Annotated in this window: 13 protein-coding genes; 1 reads left to right on the forward strand and 12 read right to left on the reverse strand. The window is 72.8% G+C overall.

Annotation, left to right across the window (positions count from 1 at the left end; genetic code table 11):
- Positions 1–36: 36 nt before the first annotated feature.
- The 12 genes from KV557_RS14130 to KV557_RS14185 form a co-directional block, all read right to left on the reverse strand.
- Complete coding sequence (locus tag KV557_RS14130; RefSeq protein WP_374106627.1) at positions 37–930, reverse strand: AAA family ATPase; 894 nt, start codon at positions 928–930, stop codon at positions 37–39.
- Between the two features lie 85 nt (positions 931–1,015).
- Complete coding sequence (aroQ, locus tag KV557_RS14135) at positions 1,016–1,444, reverse strand: type II 3-dehydroquinate dehydratase (protein WP_218200358.1); 429 nt, start codon at positions 1,442–1,444, stop codon at positions 1,016–1,018.
- Positions 1,445–1,452: 8 nt separating this feature from the next.
- Complete coding sequence (gene aroB, locus KV557_RS14140) at positions 1,453–2,559, reverse strand: 3-dehydroquinate synthase (RefSeq protein ID WP_218200253.1); 1,107 nt, start codon at positions 2,557–2,559, stop codon at positions 1,453–1,455.
- A complete protein-coding gene (locus KV557_RS14145) occupies positions 2,552–3,073 on the reverse strand; it encodes a shikimate kinase (RefSeq protein ID WP_218200254.1) in 522 nt (173 codons plus the stop codon). Before KV557_RS14145 ends, aroB begins: the two co-directional genes overlap by 8 nt.
- Before the next feature lie 73 nt (positions 3,074–3,146).
- Positions 3,147–4,331 carry a chorismate synthase gene (aroC, locus tag KV557_RS14150; protein WP_218200255.1) on the reverse strand — a complete coding sequence of 395 codons (1,185 nt, stop codon included), beginning with the start codon at positions 4,329–4,331 and terminating at the stop codon, positions 3,147–3,149.
- 159 nt (positions 4,332–4,490) lie between these two features.
- Positions 4,491–5,321, reverse strand: a complete 831-nt coding sequence (locus KV557_RS14155) for a shikimate dehydrogenase (RefSeq protein ID WP_218200256.1) — start codon at positions 5,319–5,321, stop codon at positions 4,491–4,493.
- 34 nt (positions 5,322–5,355) lie between these two features.
- Complete coding sequence (gene mltG, locus KV557_RS14160) at positions 5,356–7,173, reverse strand: endolytic transglycosylase MltG (protein ID WP_218200257.1); 1,818 nt, start codon at positions 7,171–7,173, stop codon at positions 5,356–5,358.
- Between the two features lie 150 nt (positions 7,174–7,323).
- Positions 7,324–8,574 (reverse strand): endolytic transglycosylase MltG, encoded by a 1,251-nt coding sequence (mltG, locus tag KV557_RS14165; protein WP_218200258.1) that lies wholly within the window; start codon positions 8,572–8,574, stop codon positions 7,324–7,326.
- Between the two features lie 88 nt (positions 8,575–8,662).
- Complete coding sequence (gene ruvX, locus KV557_RS14170) at positions 8,663–9,133, reverse strand: Holliday junction resolvase RuvX (protein WP_256177385.1); 471 nt, start codon at positions 9,131–9,133, stop codon at positions 8,663–8,665.
- A gap of 31 nt (positions 9,134–9,164) precedes the next feature.
- A complete protein-coding gene (gene alaS, locus KV557_RS14175) occupies positions 9,165–11,834 on the reverse strand; it encodes an alanine--tRNA ligase (RefSeq protein ID WP_218200260.1) in 2,670 nt (889 codons plus the stop codon).
- Positions 11,834–12,274, reverse strand: coding sequence for a DUF6167 family protein (locus KV557_RS14180; RefSeq protein WP_218200261.1), 441 nt, complete (start codon positions 12,272–12,274; stop codon positions 11,834–11,836). The genes alaS and KV557_RS14180 overlap by 1 nt, the downstream gene beginning before the upstream one ends.
- A 4-nt stretch (positions 12,275–12,278) precedes the next feature.
- Entirely contained in the window at positions 12,279–12,758 is a 480-nt protein-coding gene (locus tag KV557_RS14185; RefSeq protein ID WP_218200262.1) for a DUF948 domain-containing protein, read from the reverse strand.
- 229 nt (positions 12,759–12,987) lie between these two features.
- Here KV557_RS14185 and KV557_RS14190 point away from each other — a divergent pair, with 229 nt between their 5' ends.
- The gene (locus KV557_RS14190; RefSeq protein ID WP_256177387.1) at positions 12,988–15,198 is read left to right on the forward strand and encodes an ATP-binding protein; all 2,211 of its coding nucleotides are present in this window, start codon (positions 12,988–12,990) and stop codon (positions 15,196–15,198) included.
- Positions 15,199–15,217: the final 19 nt, after the last annotated feature.

Consider the following 15,217-nt stretch of genomic DNA (forward strand, 5'->3'; position numbering starts at 1 on the left):
ACAACCCCACGGCCCCCGCGGATCTGAGGGGGCAGGTCAGCGGACCGGCATCCCCATCAGCCGGGCGAGGATCACCCGGTCCAGCTCGGCGGCGGTGGCGGCGACGTCCAGCTGCGAGTTGTCGATGATCGGCAGCCCGGAGTTGTACCAGCCGGCCATCCGGCCGTGGATGCGAGCGACCTCCTCGTCGCTGAGCCGCCGGTTGCCACTGCGCCGGGCGTTGCGGACGAGCACCGAGTCGAGGCTGGGCAGCAGCACGACGGGGAGCATGCCGGGGCCGATGTGCCGCTTCCAGCCGCCGAGGCCGATGGCCGGGCGGTCGGGGAAGACAGCGTCGTCGATGATGCAGGAGATGCCGTTGGCGAGGTAGTTGCGGCAGGCGAAGCCGCAGGTGCGGCGGGCCAGCCGGTACTGGGCCTCGGAGGCGTTGTTCCAGCCGGACTGCGGGTTGGCGAAGCCGGACTGCACCCATTCGCGGACGTCGTCCAGGCTGATGTGCGCGGTCGGGGTGCGCCGCCGCTCGGCCCAGTAGCGGGCGACGGTGGTCTTGCCGGCGCCGGCCGGGCCGATCAGCAGGACGGCGATGGGCCCGGCGGGGGCGTGCCGCTGCGGCGGGTGGGCGGGGAGCTGGACGGGCATGCCGGAGGGCAGCACGAAGTGCCCCGTGGCCCCGGCAGGCATCGGTGCCGAAGGAGCGGCAGGAGCGGCAGGAGCCGAGGGAGCCGCAGCCGAGGGCACAGCAGGAGCAGCGGGCGCGGCCGGAACCGGGGCGGGCGGCACGGGCGGCGGCACCCGCCCGCCGAACGGCGGCGGCCCCGGGGGCGTCGCGGCCGTGGCACTCCCGCCGGACGTGGCACCCCCGCCGGACGGCCGGACCGGCGGAGCGACGGGACGTGGGGGCACCTGTCCACCCCCGGCGTACTGCGTCACGGTCACCTCCCGACATCTTCCAGCGGGGACACTACACGTCGGCCCGGCGGCGGGCACAGTCCGCCACCGGGCCGCTGACCAGGGGTCAGCGCGTGGTGAGCTGCTCGGCCAGGGCGCGCAGGGCGAGTTCGTACGAGCCGAGCCCGAACCCGGCGATGGTGCCGGAGGCGACGGCGGCGATGACCGAGGTGTGCCGGAAGGTCTCGCGGGCGTACGGGTTGGAGATGTGCACCTCGATGAGCGGCGCGGTGCGCTGCGCGGCGGCGTCCCGCATGGCGTACGAGTAGTGCGTGAACGCGCCCGGGTTGATCACCACGGGCACCTTCCCGTCGGCCGCCTCGTGCAGCCATTCCACCATCTGCTGCTCGGAGTTGGTCTCGTGGACCTCGACCTCGAAGCCGAACTCCTTGCCGAGCGCGGTGCAGCGCTCGACCAGCCCGGCGTACGAGGTGGCGCCGTAGACGTCCGGCTCGCGGCTGCCGAGCCGGCCGAGGTTGGGACCGTTGAGCACCATCACCCTGGTCACGCCGAGACCTCCGCGTAGGCGGCGACCAGCAGGGTCGGGTCGGGGCCCTCCAGGACGGAGGTCTTGCCGAGGCCGTCCAGGACGATGAAGCGGATCAGGTCGCCGCGCGACTTCTTGTCGATCTTCATGGCGTCCAGCAACTTCGGCCAGGCGTCCGCCCGGTAGGTCAGCGGCAGGCCGACGGAGGCCAGCACGGTGCGGTGCCGGTCGGCCGTCTCGTCGTCCAACCGCCCTGCGAGGCGGCCGAGTTCGGCGGCGTAGACCATGCCGATGGAGATCGCGGCGCCGTGCCGCCACTTGTAGCGCTCGTTGCGCTCGATGGCGTGGCCGAGGGTGTGGCCGTAGTTGAGGATCTCGCGCTGCCCGGCTTCCTTGAGGTCCCCGGAGACGACGTCGGCCTTGACCTGGATGGCGCGCCGGATCAGCTCGACGGTGTGCGGGCCGGCCGGGGTCTTGGCGCCCTCCGGGTCGGCCTCGATCAGGTCGAGGATGGCCGGGTCGGCGATGAAGCCGCACTTGATGACCTCGGCGAGGCCGGAGACGTAGTCGTGCTTGGGCACGGTCTCCAGGGTGCCGAGGTCGGCCAGCACGCCCACCGGCGGGTGGAAGGCGCCGACCATGTTCTTGCCCTCGGCGATGTTGATGCCGGTCTTGCCGCCGACGGCCGCGTCGACCATACCGAGCAGGGTGGTGGGCATGGAGACCCAGCGGACCCCGCGCAGCCAGGTCGCGGCGACGAAGCCGGCCAGGTCGGTGGTGGCGCCGCCGCCGAGGCCGACGATGACGTCGCTGCGGGTGAAGCCGGTCTGCCCGAGCACCGACCAGCAGTACGCGGCGACCTCGGCGCTCTTCGCGTCCTCGGCGTTGGGCACCTGGAGCGCGATCGCCTCGTAGCCCTCGCCGAGCAGGTCCTCGCGGATGGCGTCGGCGGTGGCGGCGAGCGCCTCAGGGTGGATGATCGCGACCCGCTTCGCCCCTCTTGTCCCCATTTGGGGGGTGCCGATCAGCGGCGCCAGCTCGCCAAGCAGCTGGTGCCCGATCAGCACGTCGTACGGGTCGTGGCCGGCGCTGCCGCCGACGTGAATCCTGACGGTGTCACTCATGGGGGGTCTTCAGCTCCAGTGCTTCCAGTACGGCGTCCGCGACCTGCTCGGGGGTGCGGCCGGCGGTGTCGACGACGGCGGTGGCCACCTCCAGGTAGAGGGGGCGGCGGGCCTCCATCAGCTCGCGCCAGCGGGCCCGCGGGTTGACGGCCAACAGCGGGCGCGGGGCGTCCAGGCCGACCCGCTTGACGGCGTCGCCCAGCGGGACCTCCAGGAAGACGACGGGCAGCTCGCGCAGCAGCGCGCGGGTCGCCTCGGCCATCACCGCGCCGCCGCCGAGCGCGAGCACCCCGTCGTGTCCCGTGGCGGCCTCGCGCACGGCGCGGACCTCCAGCTCGCGGAAGTGCGGCTCGCCCTCGTCGATGAAGATCTCGGGGATGGGCTTGCCGGCCAGCGCCTCGATGTCGGCGTCGGTGTCCCGGAAGCCGACGCCCAGGCGCTCGGCCAGGGCCCGCCCGACAGTGGACTTGCCACTCCCGGGCGGGCCGACCAGCACAATGACCGGTGAGGTCATGCCCACACCTCGCTGCGCTCGGCGTGCGATGACCGCAACGGGCGCCTCCTGATGATGAGCTCGCTTCGCTCGCTCATCGGACGATCAGGTGGTCGAGGTAGCTCTGCACGTTGCGGCGGGTCTCGGAGACGTGGTCGCCGCCGAACTTCTCGTTGACCGCGTCGGCCAGCACCAGCGCGACCATCGCCTCGGCCACGATGCCCGCGGCCGGCACGGCGCAGACGTCCGAGCGCTGGTGGTGGGCCTTGGCCGGCTCGCCGGTGCGCACGTCCAGGGTCTGCAGGGCCTTCGGCACGGTCGCGATCGGCTTCATCGCGGCGCGCACCCGCAGCAGCTCACCGGTGGACAGACCGCCCTCGGTGCCGCCGGAGCGGCCGGAAGTGCGCTTCGCGCCCTCGGGGGTCGGGACGATCTCGTCGTGAGCCTTGGAACCGGGCACCCGGGCCAGCCCGAAGCCGTCACCGATCTCGACGCCCTTGATCGCCTGGATGCCCATCAGCGCCGCGGCGAGCCGGGCGTCCAGCCGGCGGTCCCAGTGCACGTGCGAGCCCAGGCCCACCGGCACACCGTACGCGAGCACCTCGACCACGCCGCCGAGCGTGTCACCGTCCTTGTGGGCCTGGTCGATCTCCGCGACCATCGCCTTCGACGCGTCCGCGTCCAGGCAGCGCACCGGGTCCGCGTCCAGCCGTGCCTCGTCCGAGGGCAGCGGCAGCACGCCGGCCGGCGCCTTCGCCGAGGCCAGCTCGACCACGTGGCTGACGATCTCGATCCCGCAGGTCTCCTTCAGGTACGCACGGGCGACGGCACCCAGCGCGACCCGGGCGGCCGTCTCCCGGGCGCTGGCGCGCTCCAGGATCGGCCGCGCCTCGTCGATCGAGTACTTCTGCATGCCAGCCAGGTCGGCGTGGCCGGGACGGGGCCGGGTGAGCGCCTCGTTGCGGGCCAGGCCCGCCAGCACCTCGGGGTCGACCGGGTCGGCCGACATGACCTGCTCCCACTTCGGCCACTCGGTGTTGCCGACCATGACCGCCACCGGGCTGCCCATCGTCAGCCCGTGCCGGACGCCGCCGAGGAAGGTCACCTCGTCCTGCTCGAACTTCATCCGCGCCCCGCGGCCGTAACCGAGCCGACGGCGCGCCAGCGCGTCGGCCACCACGGCGGTGGTGACCGGTACACCGGCGGGCAGGCCCTCCAGCGTCGCGACGAGTGCGGGGCCGTGCGACTCCCCCGCCGTCAGCCAGCGCAACGTACCCAACGGAGCTCCTTCATCAGCGGACCGGCCCACGGCTCCACCGCGGCCAGCCCGGGCGTGCCTTCTGTCCGAATCCTTTCACGACCAGGCGGCACCCGGGAGCGCGGTCCGCGTGACGGACAGCAACCGGCCATTCGGCGGGACGGACACGACCTGTGAGGCTCAGCGCCCGGCGAGCGCCTTCTCCCCCGCCTCGCGCATGGCGGCCAGCGGCCCCGGCGTCCGCCCGGTGAACGCCTCGCTCTGCAGCACCGCCTGGTGCACGAGCAGGTCCAGCCCACCCAGCACGGTCGCGCCGCGCTCGGCGCAGGCGGCGGCCAGCGCCGTCGGCCAGGGGTGGTACAGCACGTCGAACAGCGCCCCGGGCGCGGCCGGCAGCGCGCCCGCGAACCCGTCCGTGGCCCCGACCGGCGTGGTGGAGACGGTCAGCGGCTGCGCCAGCGCCTCGGCACCGCGCTCCCAGCCGGCGGTCCGCACGACGACGCCCAGCCGCTCGCCGAGCTCGGCCATCTCCCGGGCCCGCTCGGCGCTGCGCACGTAGACCGTCACCTCGCCGGTACAGATCTGGGCGAGCGCCGCCAGCGCCGAGGACGCCGTGGCCCCGGCGCCCAGCACGGCCGCGCCCGGCACCTCGGTGATGCCGCGCTCGCGCAGCGCGTTCACCAGCCCGGGGATGTCGGTGTTGTCCCCGGTGCGCCGCCCGTCGGCGGTGAACACCACCGTGTTCACCGCGTCCACCGAGCGCGCCGTCGCACTCACCTCGTCGAGCAGCGGGATGATCGCCCGCTTCAGCGGCATGGTCAGCGACAGCCCGGCCCACTCGGCCTCGTCCAGCCCCGCGACGAAGCCGGGCAGGCCCGCCTCGTCGACCTCGAACCGGTCGTAGCGCCAGCCGTCCAGCCCGAGCGCCGCGAAGGCGGCCCGGTGCAGGTCCGGCGAGAGCGAGTGGGCGATCGGCGAGCCCAGTACGGCGGCCCGGTGCTTGCTGGTCAACGCTTCTTCTCCGTGAAGTACCGTCCGGCAGGGGCTACTTGGTGGTGCAGTGGACGCCTTCCTGGTCGAGCTTCTGGCCGGCCGCCTCGCAGTACGCCTTGACGTTGGCCCGGTGCTCGGCGCCCGTCTCGGCGAAGAGCGTCTGGGTCGGGGACATCGCGATGAAGTACAGCCACTTGCCGTCCGCCGGGTTCAGCACCGCCTTGATGGCGTCGTCACCGGGGTTGGAGATCGGCGTCGGCGGCAGGCCCGGATTGATGTAGGTGTTGTACTTGTTGGAGCCGTCGTTGATGTCCCTCTTGGTGAGGTCCTTGCGGCCGAGCGAGTACTGCAGCGTGGTGTCCATGCCGAGGGTGTGGTGCGTCTCGGTGTCGTTGGCCAGCCGGTTCTGGATGGTCTTGGCCATCTTCGCGAAGTCCCCCGGGTTGTTGCCCTCGCGCTGCAGGATGCTCGCCTCGATGACCACCTCGTACGCGGTCTTGAGGCCGGCCTTGGGGGCGTCGGCGTCCAGGCTCGCGTACTTGTCGGTGGCGTTCTTGACCATCTGCTTGAGCAGTTCCTCGGGCTTCATGCCGTCCGCGATGTTGTAGCGGGTCGGCCAGAGGAAGCCCTCGATGTTGCCGTTCGCGTACGCGGGCAGGCCGAGGGTGCCGGCCTGCGCCTTGGCGGCGCCCGCCGTGGTGCCCTGCGGCAGCTTCAGCTTCGTGTCGATCATGGCGTAGATCTCGGAGGAGGTCTTGCCCTCCGGGATGACCATCCCGTCGCCGCCGGCCCCGCTGAGGAGCGCGGTCAGCGCGGCGGCGGCCGGCATCTCCTTCTTCAGCGAGTAGAAGCCCGGCTGGACGGTCTTGCACTTGGGCTCGGCGTCACAGGCCTTGCTGAACGCCTCGACGCTCTTGACCACACCGGCGTTCTTCAGTGCGAGGCCGACCTGCGCACCGACCGCGCCCGGCTTCACCTCGACCTGGACCGTGCCGGTGCCGTCGCCGGTGAAGTCCGGCGGCGGGCCGAAGTGGTCCTGGTAGAAGCCGTAGCCCCACCAGCCGGCCCCGCCCATGGCGCCGAGCAGCACCAGCGCGACCAGCAGGCAGGCGCCGCCGTTGCGGCGGCCCGACTTCTTGCCCTTCTCCTTGCGCTTCTTCTGCGCCTCGCGGGAGGAGTCCTCCTCGCCGAGGAAGCCGGCCTGCTCGTGCTCGCCGTCCGCGTCGAGGTACCCGCCGTCCTCGCGGTGGCCGTCCTCATGAAGGCCGTCCGTGTGGCCGTCCCACTCCTCCTCGGCGGGCTCGTGCCCCGCCACCGCCGGGTCGGCGCCGGATTCCAGCGCGGCGGCCTCGGCCTCCCAGTCGATGCCGTCCGGACCGGGCCCGGACACCGGCTCGGCCTGCTGCGGTACGGGCTGCGGCGCCACCTGCTGCATCTGCGGCTGCTGCATCTGCTGCGGGTAGCCCTGCTGGGGCATCTGCTGCTGCGGGTACTGCCCCTGCTGCGCCATCTGCTGCTGGGGATACTGCTGCTGTCCCTGCTGAGGCATCTGCTGCTGCGGATACTGCCCCTGCTGGGGGTACTGCCCCTGCTGCGAGTACTGATCCTGCCCGCCCGGAAAGCCCTGCTGTCCGTACCCCTGCTGCTGGAACTCCTGCTGGGGGAAGCCCTGCTGGGGCATCTGCTGCTGCGGGTACTGCCCCTGCTGAGGCATCTGCTGCTGGGAATACTCCGCCTGCTGCTGCCCCTGCTGGGGGTACTGCTGCGGGTACTGCTGCCACTGGCCGTCCTGCTGGCCGCCGTACGCGGGATCACCGGGGTGCCACGGCTCGGAGCCCTGGGGGCCGTAGCCCCGACCCAGATCGGTCATTGATCCCCTTAACCGACGGAGACGGCCGGCGGATCGGACCGGCCGTCCGGGACGGCGTCCCGGCTGATTCTCGAACCGGCGTGCTAGCGCAGCGCCTGGGAAGAGACGTTACCGTACCGCAGACGCACCCCTGGCAGGGCGGACGAGCCGTCAGCGCTCGCCCTCACCTGCTGGAGCCTCGGCCGGCTTCGACGCCGCGGACGGCGACGCGGCACTCGGAGCCGCGGCCGCGGCGCTCGCCGGAGCCGCCCGATTGGCGTTGAATTCCACCACATTGCGCTGGTGCATCTCCAAGTTGTCGGTGAAGCGGGTGTCCCCCGGCTTCACGGTGACGAAGTACAGCCAGTCGCCCTGCGCCGGGTCCAGCGCGGCCATGATCGCCTGCCGCCCCGGGTTGGAGATCGGCGACGGCGGCAGCCCGGGGTGCAGGTAGGTGTTGTACGGCGAGTCGAGCCTGGTGTCGGTCACCGTGGTGTTCAGCGTGGACCGGCCGAGCGCGTAGTTGATCGTCGAGTCGAGCTGGAGCGGCATCCCCTTGGCCAGCCGGTTGTAGATCACCCTCGCGACCCGGCCCATGTCCTGGGTGTTGTCGGCCTCGCCCTCGACCATGCTGGCCACCGTGACCAGCCCGTAAAGGCTCTGCCCGAGGGTCTGCGCGACGATGTCGGCGTTGTCCCGGCTGAATTCCTTGCCGGCCCGCTCGATCATCTGTTTGAGCAGGTCGGCGGCGGTGGTCCCGTCCGTGACGCTGTACGTGGCGGGGAAGAGGTAGCCCTCGGGGCTGCCCTTGGCGAACTCGGGCAGGCCCAGTTCGGCGGCCCGCTCCTTGGCGGTGCGCTCGGTGGTGCCTTCGGGGAGGTTCAGCTTCTTGTCGATCGCCGTATAGATCTGAGAGCCGCGCCAGCCCTCGGGAATGGTCAGGCCGTTGGCGTTCGCCGGGTCGATCAGGATGGAGAGCGCCGCCGCGGCCGACATCTTCTGCTTCAGCGTGTACGTGCCGGGCTGGATCCTCCCGGCCGCCGCGCTGCCCTTGGCGGCCCGGGTGAAGGCGAGCGAGCTGGCCACCACGCCGTTGCGCACCAGCGCGGACGCGATCTGGGACAGGCCCGCGCCCTCGGGCACCGAGACCTGGACGCTGTCGGTGCCCTGCCCCGCGTAGTCGACGGCGGCCGACGGCTTGCGCTGGCCCTGCACCCAGGTCCAGCCGGCCACCCCGGCCCCGCCGAAGACCGCGACCAGGGCGAAGGCGGTGAGCCCGCACGCCAGTCCGTTACGCCGTTGGTGCGGATCGGGTGCATCGGGGCGCGGGCGGGGCGCGCCCGGCGGACGGCCCTCCGGTTCCAGCACCGGCGCACCGAGGTGGCCGGGTGTGAGCCCCGGGTGGAAGTCCTGGTCGGTCATGGCGCGCGCCCCCTCGGCGGTCCCGAAACGGAGAGGGTCCGTGCGGACGCGTCCGCACGGACCCTCTCGGGACGTTAGAACAGGCCGGTCAGCCCGCCGCCTCGACGCTCTCACCGGGCGGGCGTCCGCTCACCCGTTCGGACTCAAGGGCGGTCTGCAGGATCACCACCGCGGCGGCCTGGTCGACCACCGAGCGGCCCTTCTTCGCCTTGACGCCCGAGGCGCGCAGCCCGTGGGTCGCGGTCACGGTGGACATCCGCTCGTCGACCAGCCGGACCGGCACCGGGTAGAGCCGGTTGGCCAGCCGGGCGGCGTACGCGCGGACCTTCTCCGCCGCCGGGCCCTCCTTGCCGCTGAGCGAGCGCGGCAGCCCGACGATCACCTCCATCGCGTCGTACTCCTCGACGATGGCGGCGATCCTGGCCTGCGACTTCACGCCGGCCGGAACGGTCTCCACGGGCGTGGCGAGCACCCCGTCGGGGTCGCAGGAGGCGACCCCGATCCGGGCGTCACCGACGTCGACGGCGATCCGCCGCCCCCGTCGGAAGGGGGGCCTCAAGGGCCTCTCCTCGAACTCCATCAGAACTCCATCAGGAGGCGCGCTCCGCGACCAGGCCACGCACCGCGGCGACGGCCTCGCCGACCGCGGCCGGGTTGGAGCCGCCGCCCTGGGCGACGTCGTCCTTGCCGCCACCGCCGCCGCCGAGGGTCTTGGCGGCGACCCGGACCAGCTCGCCGGCCTTGATGCCGCGGCTGCGGGCGTCCTCGTTGGTGGCGATCACGGTCAGCGGGCGGTCGTTCGCCACGGTGAAGGCGGCGACCACGGCCGGGCGCGAGCCGAGGCGGCCGCGCACGTCCAGGACCAGCTTGCGCAGCTCGTCCGCGCCGACACCGTCGGCGACCTGGGCGGCCACCACGGAGATGCCGTGCACGTCCTCGGCCGAGTCGGCCAGGCCCGCCGCGGCGGCCAGCACCTTCTCGGCGCGGAAGCGCTCGATCTCCTTCTCGGCGTCCTTGAGCTTGGCGAGCATGCCCGAGATCTTCTCCGGCAGCTCCTCCGGGCGGCCCTTGACCAGCTCGGTGAGCTGGGAGACCACGGTGTGCTCGCGAGCCAGGAACCTGTACGCGTCGACGCCGACCAGCGCCTCGACGCGGCGCACGCCGGAGCCGATCGAGGACTCGCCGAGCAGCTTCACCAGGCCCAGCTGGGCGGTGTTGCCGACGTGGGTGCCGCCGCACAGCTCCTTGGAGAAGTCGCCGATGGTGACGACCCGGACCTCGTCGCCGTACTTCTCGCCGAACATCGCGATGGCGCCGGCCTTGCGGGCCTGGTCCATCGTCATGACCTCGGCGGTGACCTCCAGTTCGCGGGTCAGCACGTCGTTGATCTTCTGCTCGACGTCGACCAGCACGCTGCCGGGCACGGCGGCGGGCGAGCCGAAGTCGAAGCGGAAGCGGCCCGGGGCGTTCTCGGAGCCGGCCTGGGCGGCCGTCGGGCCGAGCGCGTCGCGCAGCGCCTGGTGGGTCAGGTGGGTGGCCGAGTGGGCGCGGGCGATCGCCCGGCGGCGGTCGACGTCGATGGTGGCGTAGGCGGACGCGCCGAGCACCACCTCGCCGAACAGCACACCACCGGAGTGCACGATCACACCCGGGACGGGCTGCTGCACGTCGCGGATCTCCACCACCGCGCCGGACTCCAGCCGGATCCGGCCGTGGTCGGCGAGCTGGCCGCCGCCCTCGGCGTAGAACGGGGTGCGGTCGAGGATGATCTCGACCTCGTCGCCCTCCGAGGCGGCCGGCGACGGAACGCCGTCCACCAGCAGGCCGACCACGGTGGCCTCGCCCTCGGTGAGGGTGTAGCCGGTGAACAGGCTCGCGCCGGACTTGTCGGCGACCTCGCGGTACGCGGCGACGTCCGCGTGGCCCATCTTCTTGGCCTTGGCGTCCGCCTTGGCGCGGTCCCGCTGCTCCTGCATCAGGCGGCGGAAGCCGGCCTCGTCCACCTGGAGGCCCTGCTCCTCGGCCATCTCCAGGGTCAGGTCGATCGGGAAGCCGTAGGTGTCGTGCAGCTTGAACGCCTGGTCGCCGGAGAGGACCACGCCGCCGGCCTGCTTGGTCTCGGTGACCGCGGCGTCGAGCAGGCTGGTGCCGGCCTTCAGGGTCTGCAGGAAGGCCACCTCCTCCGCGACGACGACCGTCTCGATGCGCTTGCGCTCGGCCTCCAGCTCCGGGTACTGCGGGGCCATCGCCTTGATCGCGGTGTCGATGAGCACCTTGGCGACCGGCCCGGTGGCGCCCAGCAGGCGCATGTTGCGGATGGCACGGCGCAGGATGCGGCGCAGCACGTAGCCGCGGCCCTCGTTGCCGGGGGTGACGCCGTCGCCGACGAGCATCAGCGCGGTGCGGATGTGGTCGGTGACCACGCGCAGCGAGACGTCCGACTTGTGGTCGGCGCCGTAGGCGTGGCCGGTGAGCTCGGCGGCGCGGTCGAGGATCATCCGGCTGGTGTCGATCTCGAAGAGGTTGTCGACGCCCTGCAGGATGGCGGCGAGGCGCTCCAGGCCGAGGCCGGTGTCGATGTTCTTGCTCGGCAGGTCGCCGAGGATCTCGAAGCCGTCCTTGCCGTCGCCGTGGCCGCGCTCGTACTGCATGAAGACCAGGTTCCAGATCTCCAGGTAGCGCTCGCCGTTGACGGCCGGGCCGCCCTCCTCGCCGTAGGCGGGGCCACGGTCGTAGTTGATCTCCGAGCACGGGCCGCACGGGCCGGGGACGCCCATCGACCAGAAGTTGTCCTTCATGCCGAGGCGCTGGATCCGCTCGGCGGGCACGCCGATGACGTCACGCCAGATCTGCTCGGCCTCGTCGTCGTCCTTGTAGACGGTGATCCAGAGCTTCTCCTTCTCCAGGCCGTAGCCGCCGTCCGTGACGGAGCTGGTGAGCAGCTCCCACGCGAACTTGATGGCGCCTTCCTTGAAGTAGTCGCCGAAGGAGAAGTTGCCGCACATCTGGAAGAAGGAGCCGTGCCGGGTGGTCTTCCCGACCTCCTCGATGTCCAGGGTGCGCACGCACTTCTGGACGCTGGTGGCGCGCGAGAACTGCGGCTTGACCTCGCCCAGGAAGTAGGGCTTGAACGGCACCATGCCGGCGTTGACCAGCAGCAGGGTGGGGTCGTCGGCGACCAGGGACGCCGACGGAACGACGGTGTGGCCGCGCTCCTCGAAGAAGCGCAGCCAGCGGCGGCGGATCTCAGCCGACTCCATTAGTGGTCCTTCCGGTTCGGGGTGCCGCCCCGCTGCGGCAGGGCGCGGCGGGACGTTGACTCAATGGCTTGTGCGGTGCGGGCACCGTTGGGTACAGCGCGGGAACTGCTGGACGGAGGCAGGGCGGCGGCCGGGCTGCCGGGCGCCGCCGAGATAGCTCGGTACTGCGGCTCGCCCCTGAGCACCCGGGGGCGCCGGGGCTCGACGACGGCGGTGCCGTGCAGTCCGAGGTCGTCGCGCAGCTGCTCCTCGCGCTCGGCCATGCCGGCCTTCACGTCCTGGGCGAACTGCTTGGCCAGGTCGCCCAGGTGCAACGCGCCGCGCGCGGCGGTGCCGGAGAGGCTGTCCGGGGTGAGCCGGTGCACGGCCGCGTTGGCCTTGTTCATGGCCCAGACGGTGGCGCCGGCGCCGACCGCCATCCAGAAGATGCGTCGCACCATGCCGTCAGCCCCTCACCGCGCGCCGGACCCGGGAGAGCAAGCCGTTGCGCGGCGCGGTCGCCGCGCGCACCTCGGCCCGGATCAGCCGGGCCAGCTCCTCGCGCTCGCCTACCTGGCCGGGCACGGCCGGGGCGCCGCTCTGCTGCTTGGCGACGGCCTTGCGGACGCCGTAGCTGAAGGCCGCGACCTTCACCAGCGGTCCGCCCAGGGTGGCCGCGACGGTGGAGGACAGCGCGTTGGCATTGGCGGCGGCGTCCTGGACGTTGGCGGTGATCTCGTCGACCCGCTCCAGCTGCTCGTTGGCGCTGCGCACCGCGGCGCCCGCGTCCGTCAGCAGCGGCACGGCCTGCTCGGTGACGGCGGAGACCAGGACGGTGGCCTCCTTCAGGACCCGCGAGAGCCGGACCAGCACCACGGCGAGCAGGGTGACCAGGACCGCCCAGAACACGGCGACGAGCAATCCGGCCAGCTCTCCCACGGACACCTTTGCGCGCTCCCTCGCCTTGCTGTTCTCCAAACGGAACCCTATCGCGCCCACGCCCGGTTTCCGGACCGGGTTATCGGCGGCGAGCTCCCCCGCGATCCGGTCGGGTGTGCGAACCGCCCGCGTAACCTACCGGCCGGTCACCTCGTTCTGCCAGGCGGGCCGTCGCCCGTACGGCCCGACGCACGTCCGGACCGCGAGGGTCCGGGCCCGGACACGGGAGCAGCGCTTGGCCGGCGACTGGACAGCACAGCCTCGGGAGGCCGCGCTGCGGCGGGAGCCGGAGCCCGGCCGGCTGCCGGCCGAGGTGACCGGCTTCGTCGGGCGGCAGCGGGAGCTGGCCGAACTGGCCGGGCTGCTGGCGGCCGTCCGGCTGGTGACGGTGACCGGGCCGGGCGGGGTCGGCAAGAGCCGGCTGGCGCTGCGCGCGGCGGCCCGGGCGACCGGCGCGTTCCCGGACGGCACCTGGCTGGTCGACGTCTCCCCCGTGCAGGACCCGATACTGCTCGGCCACGCCGTCCTGAAGGCGCTGCGGCTGACCGACGGCACCGCCCGCCCGCCGCTGGACGTGCTGACCGAGCAGCTGGTCGGCCGCCGCCTGCTCATCCTGCTGGACGGCTGCGAACACCTGGTGGACGCCTGCGCGGAGCTGGCCGAGTCGCTGCTGCGCGCCCTGCCCGGCCTGCGGGTCCTGGCCACCAGCCGGGCCGCGCTGCGCACCTCGGGCGAGCACCTGCTCACGCTGGCCCCGCTGCCGGTCGGCCCGGTGCGTCCGGGAGTGCTGCCGGACGCGGTGCGGCTGTTCGCCGACCGGGCTCGCGCGGTGCTGCCGTCCTTCGCGGTGACGGAGGCGAACGCCGAGGCGATCGGCCTGCTCTGCCGCCGGCTGGACGGCATCCCGCTCGCCGTGGAGCTGGCGGCCGGACGGCTGCGCGCGCTGTCGGTGGAGCAGATCACCGCCCGTTTGGACGACCGGTTCCGGCTGCTGACCGGCGGCGCGAGAACGGCCCTGCCCAGACACCAGACGATGCGTACGACGATCGGCTGGAGCCATGAGCTCTGCACTGTGCAGGAACGTTTGCTCTGGGCCCGCCTCTCGGTCTTCGCGGGCAGTTTCGACCTGGAGGCCGCCGAGTACGTCTGCGCCGGCGAGGGCATCGCGGCCGAGGACGTGCTCGACCTGCTCGCCGAACTCGTCGCCAAGTCCGTCGTCCTGCGCGAGGACAGCGCCTTCGGCGTCCGCTTCCGGCTGCTGGACACCCTGCGCGAGTACGGCGGCCACTGGCTGCGCGCGGCCGGCGGCGAGCACCGCCCGCTGCGCCGCCACCGGGACTGGTACCTCGGCGTGGCCACCTGGGGTGAGGTCGAGTGGTTCGGCCCCCGGCAGGCGGAGACCGCCGAGCGCACCGGGCTCGCCCACACCAACCTCCGGGCGGCGCTGGAGTTCTGCCTGGCCGAGCCCGGCGAAGAGCAGCTCGCCCTGCTGCTGGCGGGCACGCTCTGGTTCTACTGGGTCGGCAGCGGCCACCTCGGCGAGGGCCGGCACTGGCTGGACCGCGCGCTCTCCCTGGATCGCGAGCCGACCGAGGCCCGCGCCAAGGCCCTCTGGGTGACCGGGTACATGGCCACCCTCCAGGGCGACCTGGCCGCGGCCCGCCCGGCCCTGGAGGAATGCCGCCGCCAGGCCATGGACACCGGCGACGACCGCGCGCTCGCCTACGCCGTCCACCGGCAGGGCTGCGCGGCCCTGATCGGCGACGAACCGGACCGCGCCGCCGAGCTGTTCGAGGAGGCGCTCTGGCACTACCGGACCATCGGGGAGCTCAACAGCAACGTCCTGATGGCGATGTTCGAGCTGGGCCTCGCGTACATCTTCCAGGGCGACCGGGAGAGCGGCGAGCTCTGGTTCGGCCAGGCCCGCGAGCTGTGCGAGGAGCACGGCGAGCAGTGGGCGTACGCGTACGTGCTGTACGCGATGGCGTTCTCGCACTGGCTGGGGGGTGACGTCCGCCCGGCCCGCACGCTGGCCCGGGAGAGCGTCCGGCGCAACCACGTGTTCCACGACCTGCTGGGCATCGTGCTGGGCATCGACCTGCTGGCGCTGCTGGAGACCGAGCCCGCCGGGCCGGAGGCGCCGGGCAACCTGTGCGAGGCCCGGGTGCTCCAGGGCGCCGCGCACCGCATCTGGCGCACGGTGGGCACGCCGTTCATGGGCTCGCGCTCGTTCTTCGGCCCGCACCAGGAGTGCGCGGAGCGGGCCCGAGCCGGCCTCACCGAGCAGGAGTACGAGGCCTGTTACGCGACCGGCACCCGGCTCGACCTGGACGCCGCGGTGAGCAGGGCGCTCGGCAGCGGCGGCCCCGCGGACGGCCCAGGGCCGACGCCCGGACCATGCTCGATGCCGCCCGCGCCCGCGCCGTCGCCGGTGCGGAATAGCTGAAGCTTGCGGATTGCTTGAG

The sequence above is a fragment of the Kitasatospora aureofaciens genome (assembly GCF_019192735.1).
GTDB classification, from domain to species: domain Bacteria; phylum Actinomycetota; class Actinomycetes; order Streptomycetales; family Streptomycetaceae; genus Kitasatospora; species Kitasatospora aureofaciens_A.

Bases quoted from the DNA above. Each gene is read 5' to 3' on its own strand.
- mltG (WP_218200258.1), bottom strand. From the start codon at position 8,574: ATGACCGACCAGGACTTCCACCCGGGGCTCACACCCGGCCACCTCGGT.
- KV557_RS14180 (WP_218200261.1), bottom strand. From the start codon at position 12,274: ATGGTGCGACGCATCTTCTGGATGGCGGTCGGCGCCGGCGCCACCGTC.
- aroQ (WP_218200358.1), bottom strand. From the start codon at position 1,444: ATGGTGCTCAACGGTCCCAACCTCGGCCGGCTCGGCAGCCGCGAGCCG.
- alaS (WP_218200260.1), bottom strand. From the start codon at position 11,834: ATGGAGTCGGCTGAGATCCGCCGCCGCTGGCTGCGCTTCTTCGAGGAG.
- KV557_RS14145 (WP_218200254.1), bottom strand. From the start codon at position 3,073: ATGACCTCACCGGTCATTGTGCTGGTCGGCCCGCCCGGGAGTGGCAAG.
- mltG (WP_218200257.1), bottom strand. From the start codon at position 7,173: ATGACCGATCTGGGTCGGGGCTACGGCCCCCAGGGCTCCGAGCCGTGG.
- aroB (WP_218200253.1), bottom strand. From the start codon at position 2,559: ATGAGTGACACCGTCAGGATTCACGTCGGCGGCAGCGCCGGCCACGAC.